We start from the raw sequence: 15213 nt of genomic DNA on the forward strand, positions 1-15213 counted from the left end.
CTAGAATTTCGCCCGATAAAGGAAAATATATGAAAAAAATTTTAGCATTTTTGCTCTTTTGCGCCTCGGCTTTCGGAGTTACGTTAAATTTCGTCACGCTTCAAAGCGACTTCGTGCAAACAATCACGAGCGAGAACGAAACGGTTGATTATTTCGGTAAATTTTACGCAAAAAGCAACAACCGCGCCTACTGGATCTACGAGCGCCCGACGCCTAAAAAAATCTACTTTGATAAAAACCGCGTCGTCGTGATCGAGGATGCGCTCGAGCAAGCGATCATCTCTAAATTTGAAAAGGCGCCCAATTTGATCGACGTCGTTAGAAACGCGGTTAAGATCACCGACACGCTCTACAAGGCCAAATACGACGGCGTAGAGTACCTAATCACCGTCAAAAACTACATCCCGACAAGGATCGACTATGAGGATAAGCTCGGCAACAAGATCAAAATCACGCTGAGCAATACCAAAAAAGATTTTAAGATAAGCGATGATTTGCTGACGCCGGTGATACCGTCGTATTATGACGTTATAAACCAATAAACTTTTAGCAAAAAGCGGCTTGTCTCGCGAGCGCTTTTTACGGAGTTTTAAAATTTTGGCTCGATGAACTACATGTTCTATCTTCGCCAAAATTTTACCGCACAACCCTAAAAATCATCTCGCGATACTTTGCCTTATCGTTTTACACTCAAAGTTTAAAAACTCAAATTTAATCAAATTTACAAATTTAGCCTCAAAATTTTATTCGCCGAGACCCGCATCTTGAAAATACAAATTTGACAAACAAAAATTAGTTTCTAAACCCCAGCGGCGCTTTGCTTGTAGAGCAAAGCTATGTCGCCACCTTGAACGTGCAGTGGGGTTAGAGAGGGCTTGGGAGAGGAAGGGGCGACGCTTCGTAAGTAGAATCCCCTTCCTCTCCCGAAAGAAAAAAGAAAAAGCTTAAATTTTACAAATTTGACTTTAAATTTGAATGTAAAATGATAAGGCGAACTGTTTTTTCGTCAGACGAGTGAGCGGACAGGTCGTCCGTTACCGAAGCCGACTTAGTCGGTAACGAAGTATGGCGGAAAAAGACAAGCCGTTATTAAATTTACCGCTCTCCGAAGTCTTTACCAAAATCATCTATCTGATTTAAATCCATCGGTTTTAGCTGATTTTTATTTCCTCTAAGTATATCCTCGACCTGCTCTTTTTGCGATCTTTTAGAGCCTGTGGTTTTGACGTTTTTTAGCGCTTCAAGCAGCTCTTCGATGTTTGGTTCGCGCACGGTTTTTAGCGAGATGATGAGCACCTCGTCGATATCGACCGAGTGCTTTTTGGCGGTGTATTTAACCAGCGTGTCTTTAAATTTTTCCTTACCGAGCGAGGTTAGCAGATCCTCGACGTAAAAGCTGCCTATAACGACGTTTAGCGCGTCAAGTACGTATGCTTCGTTATCCGCGACGTCGCGCCCCTCTAGACGCAGGCTTACGCTTACTTTTTTGATCGAGCTTTTAGCGTCTCTGGAGTACAGATCGGTTTCAAAGTTGTCGATATTTAGCGTCTCGGCAAAGGCCATAACCGTGGCAAAAGCCAGCGCAAAAATCTTTTTCATACGTCTTCCTTAATGTTTTCAAATTTGTTTTCAAGATAGAATTTCTCGACCTCCTCGTCTATTTTAACGACGCTTTGCAAATACTCTCTAAACGGCCGACTTTTGCCGTAAAATATCCTCAGCTTTTTTGGATCTATCGCCCGCGAGAGCGCGACGTAGAGCTGCCCGTTGGCAAAGATATGATTTAGGTCGCAGACTAAATTTTCTATGCTCATGCCTTGGGATTTATGTATCGTGATCGCGTAGGCTAGCTTTAGCGGAAACTGCGTCAAAGACGCCCTCGCGCGCTCCTCGAGATGCTCGCCCGCCATCACAAACTCGCTCATGTCAAACCTCGCGCGCTCCACCTCGACGATCTCGCCGTTAGCTTTTTGCACGATGACGCTTTTTATCTCGCCGCCTTCTTTTAAAATTTGCATTATCTGTCCGCGCTCGCCGTTATAGTACTCGCCCCATTTATTTACGGTAAATATAACTTTCGCGCCGATTTTTATGTTTAAAATTTCAGGCGCGTAGAGGTTTGCGATCCAACGATCCAGCGCGTTTTCGTTTAAATTTTCATCGTAAATTTCCACTAGCGCCTCGGCTCTTTCAAGCGGCGCGGATAGTTTAGAGAGCATCTTGTTATTTAGCTCGTCCGCTTCGTAATTTCGCCCAAAAAGCACGCTCGTATCGTCATCTACCTGCACGCTTGGCACGCGTAAATTTTCTATATAGGCAAACACCTCTTCGCTCAGCCGCCCGACGCGAAGCATGGATAAGATATCGTAAAATTTCTTATCTTTCGTACGTTTTGAGACGACTAGCTCGATATTTTTAAACTCAAATTCATGCCACGAACTAGAGTTAAAAGCATAAAGAAATTTAAACAGCGAGTTGCCGTCATCTCCGTTTTTTCGTACAGGCGGCAGCTGATAAAAGTCGCCCACGAGCATCACGCGCCCGACGAATCGCGAACTCATCAAGCGGTAATAAATCATATCCATGAGCCCCGCGCTGATCATCGAGATCTCGTCTATCACGATGAGATCGCAGGCGTCTAGCATCTTTTTTAGTTCGCCGAGTTTCCCGCGTTGTTTGCGGTCGTAGCCGCGAAGCTCCTCAAGGCTTGAGCAAATGCCGAATTTAAAAAAACTATGTACGCTCACTCCACCGACATTTACCGCCGCGATGCCGGTGCTGCCCAGCACCACGACGTTTTTTAGCTCGCTTTTATAGTGCTTGATGACCGCTTGCGTGAGGTGGCTTTTGCCTACTCCGCCGCGCCCGGTGAGAAAAACATTTGATTTTTTTAATATTTCTAAGAGCTGATTTAGCACAAATTTCCCTAACTTTTTGTAAAATTATAGCTTATTTTTAAGGAGCTAGATTGAAATTTTATAAATTTATATTTTCCGTAGCGACGGCGTTAGCGATGCTGGGCGGCTGCGCGTCGTCAAAAGATACCCCGGGCGCGGTAAATTTAGAGGGTCAAGGCGCTAATACGGCGCCAGCATACGACATGCCCGAGGAGAGCTTGGACGAAAATTTAGGCCACATCAGCTATCTAAAATTTGACGTCGATCAAAATGTAAATGCGCTACCGATACTGCCTTTTGAAGCGCAAAGTAGCGGCGAAACGCTACTGCAAAAACGCTTTAACTCACTTGATCTAAAAGCGCCCTCAACCACTGCAAAAGACGCTTTTTGGGCGCTAGATTACTATAAAAACACGTCAAAAAGGCAGTATTATTTCTCAAATATGCGCAAAATCCCGAACGAATGGTTTGAAAAAGTGCGAAAAAACGCAAGCGTAGAGAGCTTCGGCAAGGTTTCTTTGCCTGCGGTAACGACGGCAAACGCGAGATTGCGAAACATACCTACCGATGAAGCCGTACTTTATAATCCGGCACGCGCCGGCGAGGGACTACCGTTTGACTACGCTCAGCTATCTTTCGTCTCTATCGGATATCCGCTTTACGTTTCGCACTTTTCGGCAGACGGCGCGTGGGCATTTGTGGGTAGCGATAACGTCTGGGCCTGGATAAAATCGACCGAAATCAAAATTTTAAGCGCAGAGGCCGTGCAAGAGCTAAAAAATTCTAAATTTTTAAGCGTTATCAAAGACGAAGAACCCGTCTACGACAAAAACGGTAACTTTTTATTTTACGGACGCATAGGCGCGATTTTGCCGTTTCAAAGCGAGGATCAGTTTAAATTTTACGGTAAAATCCAAACCCAAAGCGGGCTAAAAAACTACGAGATCTCAAAACAAAGCGCAAGCCGCTTTCCGCTTAAATTTAGCGACGAAAACGTAAGGGCGCTGGCGTCGTCGCTGCTCGGGCAAAGCTACGGCTGGGGCGGATTCGGCGGCAAGCGCGACTGCTCGCTGTTTTTGCAGGATTTCCTCGGTAGCTTTGGCGTGTGGCTACCCAGAAACTCAAAGGCGCAAGGCCAAATCGGCAAGGTCGTGAGCTTAGCAAATTTAAGCGCGGAAGAAAAACTACGCGTCATAAAAACGCAAGCCGTGCCGTATAGAACGCTATTTCACATGAACGGGCACATCATGCTCTACGCGGGTCTGCGCGGCGACGAACCGCTCGCCGTGCACGACGTCTGGGGCATCCGCACGAAAGATAACGGCAGAGCCATGATCGGCGGCGTGGCGATCACGACGCTAAAAATCGGCTCGGACGTAGCGGGAATCGATCCAAAACGCTTGCTGGTCTCGCGGATAAATTCGATGAATACCTTTGAGGTTGCTAGCGGCGAGGAGGCGTCGCGCGCGAAAAAATCGGCGATCGAAAAAGCCTACGGCGTGAAAATCGTCGGCAACGAGGTGATTTTTGCAGACGGCGCTAAGATCAAATTTGACGACGGCGAGGCAAAGGACACGGCGCATCTGCTAAATCTAGCCGACGTCGAGGATACTTTTGCGCAGCCTTATCTGCTCTTTAAGCCTTTGGCTCTACCTAGCAATGACGCGGGCAGATACCGAAACTACGAGCTTTTAGATAAAATTTACGGCGCGAGCGAGGCGGAAGTGAAGGCAAATTTAACCGACGTCGTTTGGCTAAAAAATCACGGCGGCAAAACGTTTAAATTTAACTCTAAAAACGGCGCGGCAGCGGCTCTGCAAGCCGTCTCAAACGAGCTTGACGCGCTAGCCCTGCAAAAGCCCGAGCTGCTAAAATTTCTTGACAATCCGTCGGGTACGTTTAACTGGCGCGTGATCGAGGGCACCAAGCGCAAGAGCACGCACTCCTACGGCATCGCGATCGACATAAATACCGACAAGAGCGACTACTGGCGCTGGAGTAAGGACGGTAGCTACCGCAATCAAATCCCTGAGGAGATCGTGCGCGTTTTTGAAAAACACGGCTTCATCTGGGGCGGGCGCTGGGTTAGCTTTGATACGATGCACTTCGAGTATAGACCGGAATTTGGGCATCTAAGATAAATTTGACAGCGGTTTTAACGATAAATTTGGGCAAATTGGGCCCCAATTTATCGTTATGTTTTGGCTAGCAGTTAGGCGTCACTGTTTTTGTCGTCCGTTAAAATTTGGGTTCTAGCTGGCAATAGGCGGTTTGTAAATTTTAAATTTAATGCTAGCCTTACAGTAGCTCGCGTGTCAATTTTTTAGTTTAAGCAAATTTGACGAATTTGAGATTTTTTAAATTTCAAGCGGCAAAATTTCCAAAATCGCGCTAGAAATTTGATATGCCCAAATTTATGACGGTGTTTACGCCGCTCGCCATCAACCTGATTCTAGCTACTTAATTTTACCGCCTTATATTACCGCGATCTCGATGCTTTTACTTATAAACGCCCTTTGCAGCTTGCTTTCAAACATCCGCTTGATCCCGCTTCCAAATACGCAGTTACCCTTTTGCCAGGGGCGGCAGATCACGTTTCCTTCTTCGCCAGGGCTTAGGCAGACGCAGTTAAAATAACTCTTATCCGAAGCATTGTCCGAGACAAGGTAAACAAGCCCTCCATCGGGGATAAAATTTCCCTCCTCCAGCCCGCGCGGCGTGGACATTATCTTTATCGCCGCTCCGGCGTAAAATTTCGCGCCGTCCTTTATATCTTTAACGTTTATCCATTTGGCCATTTTGCGCTTCTTTTTCTAAATTTAGCTCCGCAAGCGCGCTCTCGCCGACGATGCGAACGCCTAGATTTTTTAGCGCCGCTGCGGTTAATCCGTCGCCGCTAACGAGCCGTCCCGTGAAGCTTCCGTCATATATCCCGCCGCTTCCGCAGCTTGGACTTCGCTCTTTTAAAATAGCGATTTTACAGCCGTTTTTGCTAGCGATATCGGCGCAAATTCGCGCACCTAAAAGAAACTCTCGAGTCACGTCGCGGCCGCTAAATTTGGTTAAAACCCGCCCGTTTGAGCAAATTTCGGCAGGTTCGCGCGGGGTCGTTAGTCCGCCCAGATACTCCGGGCAAACGGCGATTAGCTCGTAAATTTGCCTAAGTTTGGCAAGCTTGCCCACGCAAATCGCGTCTGCGTTATTGCCGCCGTTATATTTACAGTTTTCGCCGAGCAAACAGGCGCTGATTAAAATTTTGGGTTTATTTTTCATCGTTGGTTCCAAATTTAATAGTCCGGCAAGCGTTATTTCTGCTTAAATTTATTAACGCTTCGGACGACAAATTTAAATGCATTCGTCAAATTTAGCCGAATTTGAGCCGACCCGCACAAATGCAAAGCCGGCCCGAAACGTCAAATTTTAGCCTAAAGCCCGGCCTCTTTTTTAATCTTATCTATATACATTTGCCTTAGCATCGGCACGTATTTGCCGACTTTGCCGCAGTTTATCGGCTTGCCGTCGGCCTTGACGACGGGCAGTAGCGGTAGCGTCGCAGCTGAGATAAACACCTCGTCAGCTTCGTAAACGTCCTGCATCGTAAACGGTCGCTGTCTGATCTCTAGCCCCGCCTTCTGGGCAAAACCTAAGATCACTTTGCGGCGGATACCAGGCAAAATCTCGTTTGAGAGCGGTTTGGTTATCAGGACGTTATCTTTTATGATAAATGCCGACGAGCTAGTAGCCTCGGTCACAAAGCCGTTTTCGACCATAAAACCCTCGTAGGCGCCGGATTTTACGGCTTGTTCTTTAGCGTAGCACTGCGCCAAAAGCGAGATCGACTTGATGTCGCGGCGCTTCCAGCGGATATCCTCGACGCTAACGACCTCGATGCCGGTCGCGGCGTCAGGGTTTGCGACGATATCTTTTTCGTAGCAAAACACGAAACAAGTCGGCTTTAAGCCTTTTATAAATTTAAAATCCCTATCGGCGACGCCGCGGGTGATCTGCATATAAACGCCGCCTTCTTTTAGGTTGTTTCGCCAGACTACTTCCTCTAAAACTCCCTGAAAATCGCTCTTTGAAAGCGGCAAGCTTAGCTCGATCGCAGCCAAACTCCTCTCAAATCTCTCCCAAAAATCATCCCTATCCACGAGCCGTCCGTTTAGCACCGGTACGACCTCGTATATGCCGTCGCCAAAGATAAATCCGCGGTCAAATGCGCTAACTTTAGCCGCCGCAGCGTCTATAAATTCGCCGTTTAGATATACTATTCCGTTCATTTTTTCTCCTTAAAATTTAAGTAATTTTAGCTCAAATACTCTTAAAAAAGCGTTGCCTTAAGTCCAAATTTTAGCTTGGATTACGAAGTTTTTGATATAATTGGGGCTAAATTTAAGGATAATCAGAAAAATGAAAAATAACGCGCTAAAAAATTTAATCCTAGAAAATATCTTCGTTATCTCGAAGCAACCCGTGCTATTTCGCGATCTGCTCGAAGCAAACTGCCTTTTTAACGAAGGCATGCTAGTAGATCCTGCTAAGCTAAATTTTAAATTTCGCTACGCAAGAACTTACCTAGTTTACGGGCTTTTGTGCTTTGTCGTGTTTTTTATTTTACTGCTTTTGACACATCATATTTTTACTAAGCTTGACTTTCACCTCTCGATCGTTAGCGCAGTGGTGGGCACTTCGGCGGTTTTTATCGGCTTTGATATGTTTAAAATTTGGGCGAGAAAAGCCGTAAGCAAGGAGCTCATAAAAAAGGCTTGGAGCGTGCATTTTCCATATTTTAGCTACGAAAAATACTCCACGAAAGTCGAGATGATCTACAACGAAGCGGTAAAAAACGAAATCCCGCGCAAGGACTTGGAGCAGTACGTCCTAGAGCGCTTAGTCGCGCAGTCGGAGGCTGGGATTTAGCTATTGCAGGATGAGCGGGTCTAAAATTTGATTTTTGTATTTCATTCTTTCAAGCTTTAGGCGAAGCTCTCTATTTTCTTCTAACAAGACGTCGCGTTTGCCGCTTAGATCGCCGATTTCGCGACTGATGTAATAAATTTGATTCGTGATGTAAATTTTAGGCAAAAACAAAGCAAGCGCGATAAAAAGCCCGAGATACGCCGTCGCTAGCGTTTTGTAGTCTAAATTTCGTTCCTTTTTTTGCTCGCCGCCGCTAAACTCTAAAACCTCGTTTTTATCTTGCATTTTTACCTCTTGAAATTTTAAAAATCCTCATTTTCGCGCAGCTTGAGCGCGGATTTGCCTTGATCTCGGCAGCGCTTGGCGTTACCGCTTTTTTGCTAACGGTTTTACCCAGCGCGTTATTCCCTCCGCACGTGCATTTTAGAGCTTGCGGCGGACAAATGCAGCTTTGCGCCCACTGCCTAAATTTATTTTTTACGATGCGATCTTCTAGCGAGTGAAAGCTGATTATCGCCACAACGCACTCGTCGATCTGCGAATCCTCGATGCTTTGTAGCAAATTTTGCAGCTCGCCAAGCTCGTTGTTTACCTCTATCCTTATCGCCTGAAAAGCTAACGTCGCCGCGCTAACGCTGCGTCCGTTTACGCCCTTTAGCCCGATTATTTGCGCGAGGCGTTCGGCGCTTTTTATCTCGCCGTTTTGCCTCGCTTCTATGATTTTAGCTGCAAATTTGGCGGGGTTTGGCAGCTCGCCGTAGTCCTCAAATATACGCTCTAGCTCTTTTGCGCTGTAAGAATTTACGATGTCGTAAGCTGAAAATTTAGCCTGCGCGTCCATGCGCATGTCTAAATTTTCGCTTTTTAAACCAAACCCTCGCTCGTTTTTATCCAGCTGTAACGACGAAACGCCGATATCGGCTAGGATACCGCGAATTTGACCTTGCTCTACTTTGCCCAAAATTTCTGAAAATTTACTCTTAAAAATTTGCGCTCTTTGACCGAATTTTTTCAGTCTTTCGGAGCTAAATTTGATCGCTTCTTCATCTTGATCGCAGGCTATCAAATTTACGTTTTGATTTTGCTCTAAAATCGCGCTAGAGTGCCCGCCGTATCCAAGCGTACAATCGACAATCGCGCCGCTTTTTATATCCTCAAAAGCTTGCAAAACTTCATCAAGTAGCACGGGAACGTGTGGGGAGTTCAAATTTAGCCTTTATTTTTTGTGTATAATAACAAAAAAAGTTTAGAAAAGGTTAAAATGGACTTAAAATACTGCGCAAGCGAGATCAGCAACATCGCTCTTTCGATGTTTAGAAAAAACTTTTTCGGCGTCTTTCACGGCTCTATTTCGGCTAGAATTCAGCACGACTCTTTTTTGATAAATAAAAGAACGACGATTTTCGACAACCTCAAAGAAGAAGATCTCATAATGCTAAACTCAAAAAGGGATTATCGCTGGAACGATGCGAGCATAGACGCGGACATCCACCTAAATATATACAAAAATATAAACGAAGCAAAATATATCTGCTACGCTATGCCGCCGTACCTAACGGCTTATACTTTGGGGCATTCTTTTATACGACCGAGGGATTATTTCGGCTATATCAAACATCATGAGATCCCGATTTATGATCCAAAACAGTTTGATGACTGGTATGAGCGTGCGGATACGGAAATTTATCGTTATATGTTAGAGAATAAAACTAACATAATGGTCATCAAAGGATACGGCGTATACGTGCATAGCAGGACCCCGTATCAGCTAGCAAAAGACGTCGCAATCCTTGAAAATACGTGCAAATTGCTAAGCGTAGCGCACCTTTACGAGTCGGAGCGAAACTAACGTTTTTAAAAATGTTAGTAAAATTTTTGAAATTTTATCGATAAAAAGCGCGTTTTTAAGGTGATATTTACGAAATTTCAGTAAAATAATGCATAAAATTTTTATAAATTTGAAGGAACTAGATGATAACTTGGATGCAAAAGCATAGAAAATACCTCGTCGTGACGATCTGGGTGAGCACGATAGCCTTTGTCGGAGCGGGCTTCGTCGGATGGGGGGCATACGATCTAAACGCGAGCAGAGCTAGCTCGGTAGCTAAGGTCGGACATAGAAACATAAGTATCCAAGAGTTTCAAAACAGATACGGTCAGCTTCACGCATACTATAGCCAGCTTTTTGACGGGCAGCTAAGCGATGAAAAAGCAAGCGAGCTAGGTATAGAAAATTTAGCATTAGAAGCATTAGTAAACGACGCTATGCTTTTAAATTTCGCCGATGATTTAGGGCTTGGCGTAAACGACGAAGATATAGTAAAATACATCATCGCCGATCAAAACTTCCACTCAAACGGCAAATTTGACAAAGAGCTTTATAAAAATACCCTAAAAAGAGCTAGAATCACCGAAAGCGAATATGAAGAGGGCTTAAAAAACGTGATACTTTTAGACAAATTAAGACACGCTTTAAATTTGCCTGCAAATGCTCAAGATATAGATATGCTAACGGCTAGCTTTTTGATGCAGGATAAGATCTCGATGCAAGTCGTAGAGGCTGGCTCTGACGAAATAAAAATAGATGAGGATACGCTAAAAAAACTCTGGGAAGAGCATAAGAACGAATATAAAACTATGACCGAATTTAAGCTTGATACCAAATTTATCCCGGCTATATCAAGCGATGCAAATACTAACGAACTAACAGAATTTTACAACGAAAACAAAAATGAGTACAAAGGTAGCGACGACAAGATAAAAGATTTTGAGGCTGTAAAGGATGAAGTCCTAAAAGACTACAACCTAAAGCAGACTAAAAAAGTCGCTCTTGAAGAGTACCTAAAGATCAAAAAAGACGAGAAGCAAGCAGACGTCTCGATATCTACATTTGAAGATAATGCAAGCTTGCCGATGGATGAGCTAAAGCTAGCCAAAAAGGGCGACACGCTAAAGCCGTTTGAATACGAAGACGGCTATATGATAGTAAAAGTAAAAGAGATTGTGGCTCCAAGAGTAATGAGTTTTGACGAGGCGAGGGATCAAATTTTAGAACTTTACAAAGAGCAAAAAACCAAAGAAATCGTAGAAGCGAAGGCAAAAGAGTTGCTTGAAAAAGGATTTCAAGGTACCGATATAGGGTTTGTTAGTAGAGATACCGTAAAAGCTGAAGGCGGACTAAGCGAGGGTGAGTTTAATATCTTTGTCAATCGCCTGTTTGAAAAGGGCGGCAAAAAGGGCTATGTATTGCTTGGCGATAAGGCTGTAGTTTACGAGATAGCGGAACAAAAACTAACAAACAGCGAAAAAGAGAAAGAATATAAAGAGATAATAACTCAAAATGTAGGTTTCTTAAAAAATAACGAGCTTATTAGGGATTTGAGCGGTGCGCTTTCTAAGCGTTATAAAGTAGAATATTACGTTAGTAAAAAGTAAAATATTTTAAAAAGGTATTGAATTGGGTACTAAAATTTTAGGCATCGACGTAGGTTCCGTTCAAATTTGCGCAGTCATAGGACAGCATGATGAGACAGGGCTTAAAATAATCGGAATAGGAACCGCAAAAACTCAGGGTATAAAAAAGGGCGTCATAACGAACATCGAACTAGCTTCAAAATCAATAAAAAGCGCTTTAATAGATGCTCAAAGGATAGCCGGCACCCGCTATGAAAAAGTAGTGGTGTCGATCTCGGGAGCTTACACGAAAAGCGTCGAAAGTAACGGCGTAGTAAACGTACCGACATACGAAATCGGCATAAAAGAGATCCACCGCTCAATGTCAGAGTCTGAGCGAAGGGCGCAAATCCATAGCGATTACGAGAAACTACACATACTTCCTTATAATTTCAAAGTAGACGACCAGGAGCATATAGAAGATCCTTTGGGTATGAACGGAAGCAGACTCGAGGTACAAACTCATATCATAATGGCGCAAAAATCATCTCTGAGCAACCTCAGGAAAGCGTTAAATTTGGCTGGGGTCGAGCCTGATAATATCGTGCTTTCGAGCTACGCTTCGGCTATCGCGACGCTAAATCAAGATGAAAAGGATTTGGGCGTAGCATTTATAGATATGGGCGGCGCCACATGCAATATGCTGGTTCATTCCGGAAATTCGATAAGATATAACGAATTTTTAGGTATCGGCTCGGCAAATATCACAAACGACCTTTCTGCTGCACTTCATACGCCTATTTTAAAGGCTGAGGAGATAAAGCTAAGCTACGGTTCTCTTATAAATAAAGCAAACGAGTTAGTCGAAATCCCTCCGATAAACGACGACGGAAAGACGCAGGAAGTATCTCTTGACGTCATCTCAAACGTAATTTATGCAAGGGCCGAAGAGACGCTTATGATACTAGCCAAGATGCTCGAAGATAGCGGATACAAAGCCTCTATAGCGGCAGGCGTAGTACTCACGGGCGGTATGACTAAGCTTGAGGGCATCAGGGAGCTTGCTTCGGTTATATTTGACAATATGCCGGTCCGTATAGCAAGACCGAAAGAGATGGAAGGGCTTTACGAGATTTTACGAGATCCGGCAAATTCTTGCGCGATCGGACTTTGTATGTACGGCGCAGGCTACTTTACGCCTTACGAGATCGACTCCGAAAAGAAAATGCGCTTTAAAGACGAAGCTATCTTAAGAAATAAAAATTTAAAAAATATAGTAGACGATTCGAAATCCAAAAACAAAGACGATAGCAAAAAGCCCGACGAAAATGGAGAGAAAATTTTCAACGGAACGGTTTTGGACGACAACTATATAGACGATTTAAGAATTGACGACGAAAGAACTTTGCAAGACGAACTAAACGAAGATGAGAGCAAAAAAGAGAAAAAACCAAACGTATTTTCTCAAATTTGGAACAAACTAACACAACTATTTTAAAAGGAGACTGAGTTAAGATGGGTAACTTTATGGTAGAAGAGAAAAAACCTTCATACGGCGCTAAGATAAAAGTAGTGGGCGTAGGCGGCGGCGGCGGTAATATGATCAATCATATCATAAGAGAAAGAGGCGGTGAGATGGATATCGAGCTAATAGTCGCCAACACTGACGTAAAGGCGTTAGATAGCTCTTTAGCATTTACTAAGCTTCAGCTCGGAGAAAAGATCACAAAGGGTCTTGGCGCAGGCATGAATCCAGACATAGGAAGCAAGGCTGCTCAAGAAAGCTACGAGGAGATCAAAACTGCTCTTGAGTATTCAGATATCGTATTTGTGGCTTCTGGTCTTGGCGGCGGTACGGGTACAGGCGCAGCTCCTATCGTAGCGCAAGCTGCAAAAGAAATAGGCGCTCTAACTATAGCAGTCGTAACTATGCCGTTTGATTTCGAAGGCAAAAAGCGTTACAACCTAGCTCTAAAAGGCCTTGACGAGCTCAAAAAAGAATCTGACTCTATAGTCGTAATACCAAACCAAAGACTAAAAGCGCTTATAGACAAAAAAGCAGGCATCAAAGAAAGTTTTAAGATAGTTGATAATGTTTTAGCTCGTGCCGTTAGCGGCATGTGTACCATCGTACTTGACTCAGGAAATAGCGATATAAACTCTGACTTTGCAGACGTCAAAAAGGTAATGGAGCACCGCGGTATGGCGCTACTTGGTATAGGCGAATCAGAGGGCGAAGGCGCAGCGCAAGAAGCTATCAAAAACGCAATCCAGTCTCCGCTTCTAAGCGACATCACGATAAACGGTGCCGTCGGCGTTCTAGTTCACTTTAAGTACCACCCGGATTCTCCTTTTAGTGATATCGAAGAGGCAATGTGCTTGATACAAAATTCAGTCGACGACGATGCCGATATCATATGGGGCACAACAAGCGATGAAAGTTTTGAGAACAACAGAGTTCAGGTTACCATTATCGCGACCGGCTTTCAGGGCAGAGAAGATGAAAACCCTACTGTAGCAACTCCTGCTCCTGTTACGATAAATTCTAAAAACTCGTTTTTAGACCAAAGGATAAGCAGACTAAAAGTCAGCGGCGGATACAACAGCGAAGAAGCATCGATAGTTCTTGAAACACCATCTTACATCAGAAACCAAATGGATTAATTAAAAGGATTGGGTCTCCAATCCTTTTTAAATTTGACTGTATTGGTTTTTTAATATCTACAAGACTGTAGAAATTTACCAAGATTACTACTAAAATTTTTAACAATTAAAATTCAAATAGATATAAATCAAGATATATCAAAGAAATCATCACACCAAAGTTTAACATTTGCATTTAACTATGAAACTGCTTGATACCGATAGGCTGTAAAAACAATAAATTTCAGAAGGTGCTTTAGTAGGATTTTTATGCTCAAACTGTATAGCGTAGGTATCGCATAGTTTTTCGGCGCGCCCTACGCGGTGCATCTGGCGAAGCACCATCCGACCTGGCGGCTTGAGGGCAGTGGGGTAGGGTATAAGCTCGGCGGGATTTTGTACGTATTTTGGTGCGAGCGGACGCGGACGAGCGGGTTTTCATGCAGTGTACGTGAGTGAAATTTTGGAAAGGCACAGTGAAAATTTGCTAAATGTATTGCTGTTAGAAAATGGTCGCAAAAACGATAAAAGAGATATTTGGCTAGCAAATTTCTAGCGAGATTGCTTGCCGGCAGGGTTAAATTTGCCGAGCCGGTCTTAAATTAAATATACTCTTTAGTGCGCTTTAGGTCGGTGATTAGCGGAGGATTGTCCTTGTGCATCATCTCTATGAGCCGTTCTACGCGCTGCGTAGTCGGGTCCTCGCGTAGCCAGTCTAGCTCGCGCTACGTGAGGACTCACCATCTGGAGGAGCTCGACTCTGCCGTTTGGTGTATCTATGCCGCCAAGTACCGGATCGGGCGCGAAGGCGACGCCTACGAGTTTCGTGTCCGTATTAAGGCGCAGGGGAGAATTGGTCGGTATGAAATGATAAGCCTCGAACTATTTTTTGCTTTTATAGACGTATTCGGCGAGATTTTGCATGAGGGATATCGCCCAAAAAGGCTCGTTCGGGACCACCTCGTCGCCAAAGGACTCCGCGCCAGGATCGTCCGCAAACGGCGCGATACGCATACTAAACTCAAAGCCCCAACCGCTAAATTCTTCCTGCGCGCTTTGCGGATCGTAGTAAAGCTCGCTAATGCCAAAGCTCACGACGTGGCGGTGCGGCTTGCCTTTGATGGAGTCAAATATACTAACGCTCTCTAGATAATCCTCTCCACCCAGACTCGCATGTAGCCGCGACGGGTAGTGGCGCTCGTTTGCGGGATCGTAGATCTTTTCTATCCCGCGCGCTATCGCGTCCCAGCCGGGCGCGTCATCCTCGCTAAATTTAGCCTCGTACTCTTGCGTCGTCATTTTTGTGCCTTTTAGCGGGTTGCGTTAAGCGCGAGTACTATATATAAAATTTGCAAATTTA

The 15213-nt window shown here is 44.4% G+C and carries 15 protein-coding genes; 7 read left to right on the top strand and 8 right to left on the bottom strand.

Annotated features, from left to right (window positions below; translation table 11 throughout):
* Window positions 1–29 precede the first annotated feature (29 nt).
* Window positions 30–542, top strand: a complete 513-nt coding sequence (lolA, locus tag E4V70_RS09855; protein ID WP_004321189.1) for a LolA-like outer membrane lipoprotein chaperone — start codon at window positions 30–32, stop codon at window positions 540–542.
* A gap of 553 nt (window positions 543–1095) precedes the next feature.
* On the opposite strand, the gene E4V70_RS09860 is transcribed toward lolA, so the two are convergent.
* Window positions 1096–1599: a hypothetical protein gene (locus tag E4V70_RS09860; protein ID WP_122863608.1), complete on the bottom strand. Its 504-nt coding sequence runs from the start codon at window positions 1597–1599 to the stop codon at window positions 1096–1098.
* Window positions 1596–2918 carry an ATP-dependent DNA helicase gene (locus tag E4V70_RS09865; protein ID WP_122863609.1) on the bottom strand — a complete coding sequence of 441 codons (1323 nt, stop codon included), beginning with the start codon at window positions 2916–2918 and terminating at the stop codon, window positions 1596–1598. Before E4V70_RS09865 ends, E4V70_RS09860 begins: the two co-directional genes overlap by 4 nt.
* A gap of 50 nt (window positions 2919–2968) precedes the next feature.
* On the opposite strand from E4V70_RS09865, the gene E4V70_RS09870 reads away from it, so the two are divergent.
* Window positions 2969–5038 carry a bifunctional C40 family peptidase/M15 family metallopeptidase gene (locus E4V70_RS09870; RefSeq protein ID WP_122863610.1) on the top strand — a complete coding sequence of 690 codons (2070 nt, stop codon included), beginning with the start codon at window positions 2969–2971 and terminating at the stop codon, window positions 5036–5038.
* A 333-nt stretch (window positions 5039–5371) separates the two neighbouring features.
* Here the strand turns inward: E4V70_RS09870 and E4V70_RS09875 are convergent, their stop codons facing one another.
* From E4V70_RS09875 to E4V70_RS09885, 3 genes are all read right to left on the bottom strand, one after another.
* Window positions 5372–5695, bottom strand: coding sequence for a hypothetical protein (locus E4V70_RS09875; RefSeq protein WP_122863611.1), 324 nt, complete (start codon window positions 5693–5695; stop codon window positions 5372–5374).
* On the bottom strand, window positions 5673–6170 hold the full coding sequence (locus E4V70_RS09880) for a 2-thiouracil desulfurase family protein (protein ID WP_122863612.1): 498 nt from the start codon (window positions 6168–6170) through the stop codon (window positions 5673–5675). The genes E4V70_RS09875 and E4V70_RS09880 overlap by 23 nt, the downstream gene beginning before the upstream one ends.
* A 152-nt stretch (window positions 6171–6322) precedes the next feature.
* Window positions 6323–7177: a D-amino-acid transaminase gene (locus E4V70_RS09885; RefSeq protein ID WP_122863613.1), complete on the bottom strand. Its 855-nt coding sequence runs from the start codon at window positions 7175–7177 to the stop codon at window positions 6323–6325.
* Window positions 7178–7307: 130 nt separating this feature from the next.
* Here E4V70_RS09885 and E4V70_RS09890 point away from each other — a divergent pair, with 130 nt between their 5' ends.
* The gene (locus tag E4V70_RS09890) at window positions 7308–7817 is read left to right on the top strand and encodes a hypothetical protein (RefSeq protein WP_122863614.1); all 510 of its coding nucleotides are present in this window, start codon (window positions 7308–7310) and stop codon (window positions 7815–7817) included.
* Here the strand turns inward: E4V70_RS09890 and E4V70_RS09895 are convergent, their stop codons facing one another.
* Together E4V70_RS09895 and rsmH are read right to left on the bottom strand one after the other, a co-directional pair.
* Window positions 7818–8102: a hypothetical protein gene (locus E4V70_RS09895; protein WP_122863615.1), complete on the bottom strand. Its 285-nt coding sequence runs from the start codon at window positions 8100–8102 to the stop codon at window positions 7818–7820.
* Window positions 8092–9024 (bottom strand): 16S rRNA (cytosine(1402)-N(4))-methyltransferase RsmH, encoded by a 933-nt coding sequence (gene rsmH / locus E4V70_RS09900; protein ID WP_122863616.1) that lies wholly within the window; start codon window positions 9022–9024, stop codon window positions 8092–8094. The genes E4V70_RS09895 and rsmH overlap by 11 nt, the downstream gene beginning before the upstream one ends.
* Window positions 9025–9078: 54 nt before the next feature.
* On the opposite strand from rsmH, the gene E4V70_RS09905 reads away from it, so the two are divergent.
* The 4 genes from E4V70_RS09905 to ftsZ all read left to right on the top strand — a co-directional run bounded on the left by E4V70_RS09905 (window position 9079) and on the right by ftsZ (window position 13874).
* On the top strand, window positions 9079–9666 hold the full coding sequence (locus tag E4V70_RS09905) for a class II aldolase and adducin N-terminal domain-containing protein (protein WP_122863617.1): 588 nt from the start codon (window positions 9079–9081) through the stop codon (window positions 9664–9666).
* A gap of 122 nt (window positions 9667–9788) precedes the next feature.
* Window positions 9789–11252 carry a peptidylprolyl isomerase gene (locus E4V70_RS09910; protein ID WP_122863618.1) on the top strand — a complete coding sequence of 488 codons (1464 nt, stop codon included), beginning with the start codon at window positions 9789–9791 and terminating at the stop codon, window positions 11250–11252.
* Between the two features lie 22 nt (window positions 11253–11274).
* On the top strand, window positions 11275–12708 hold the full coding sequence (gene ftsA, locus E4V70_RS09915) for a cell division protein FtsA (RefSeq protein WP_122863619.1): 1434 nt from the start codon (window positions 11275–11277) through the stop codon (window positions 12706–12708).
* A gap of 17 nt (window positions 12709–12725) precedes the next feature.
* Window positions 12726–13874, top strand: a complete 1149-nt coding sequence (ftsZ, locus tag E4V70_RS09920) for a cell division protein FtsZ (protein WP_122863620.1) — start codon at window positions 12726–12728, stop codon at window positions 13872–13874.
* A gap of 861 nt (window positions 13875–14735) precedes the next feature.
* On the opposite strand, the gene E4V70_RS11170 is transcribed toward ftsZ, so the two are convergent.
* Window positions 14736–15152 carry a suppressor of fused domain protein gene (locus E4V70_RS11170; RefSeq protein WP_314300625.1) on the bottom strand — a complete coding sequence of 139 codons (417 nt, stop codon included), beginning with the start codon at window positions 15150–15152 and terminating at the stop codon, window positions 14736–14738.
* Window positions 15153–15213 lie beyond the last annotated feature (61 nt).

Origin of the sequence: Campylobacter showae (assembly GCF_900699785.1) — a bacterium.
GTDB lineage: Bacteria > Campylobacterota > Campylobacteria > Campylobacterales > Campylobacteraceae > Campylobacter_A > Campylobacter_A showae_D.

What these genes read in the sequence shown, in the direction of transcription:
- lolA (WP_004321189.1), top strand. Translation starts at nt 30, where the DNA reads ATGAAAAAAATTTTAGCATTTTTGCTCTTTTGCGCCTCGGCTTTCGGA.
- E4V70_RS09860 (WP_122863608.1), bottom strand. Translation starts at nt 1,599, where the DNA reads ATGAAAAAGATTTTTGCGCTGGCTTTTGCCACGGTTATGGCCTTTGCC.
- E4V70_RS09875 (WP_122863611.1), bottom strand. Translation starts at nt 5,695, where the DNA reads ATGGCCAAATGGATAAACGTTAAAGATATAAAGGACGGCGCGAAATTT.
- E4V70_RS09880 (WP_122863612.1), bottom strand. Translation starts at nt 6,170, where the DNA reads ATGAAAAATAAACCCAAAATTTTAATCAGCGCCTGTTTGCTCGGCGAA.
- E4V70_RS09885 (WP_122863613.1), bottom strand. Translation starts at nt 7,177, where the DNA reads ATGAACGGAATAGTATATCTAAACGGCGAATTTATAGACGCTGCGGCG.
- E4V70_RS09890 (WP_122863614.1), top strand. Translation starts at nt 7,308, where the DNA reads ATGAAAAATAACGCGCTAAAAAATTTAATCCTAGAAAATATCTTCGTT.
- E4V70_RS09895 (WP_122863615.1), bottom strand. Translation starts at nt 8,102, where the DNA reads ATGCAAGATAAAAACGAGGTTTTAGAGTTTAGCGGCGGCGAGCAAAAA.
- E4V70_RS09905 (WP_122863617.1), top strand. Translation starts at nt 9,079, where the DNA reads ATGGACTTAAAATACTGCGCAAGCGAGATCAGCAACATCGCTCTTTCG.
- E4V70_RS09910 (WP_122863618.1), top strand. Translation starts at nt 9,789, where the DNA reads ATGATAACTTGGATGCAAAAGCATAGAAAATACCTCGTCGTGACGATC.
- ftsZ (WP_122863620.1), top strand. Translation starts at nt 12,726, where the DNA reads ATGGGTAACTTTATGGTAGAAGAGAAAAAACCTTCATACGGCGCTAAG.
- E4V70_RS11170 (WP_314300625.1), bottom strand. Translation starts at nt 15,152, where the DNA reads ATGACGACGCAAGAGTACGAGGCTAAATTTAGCGAGGATGACGCGCCC.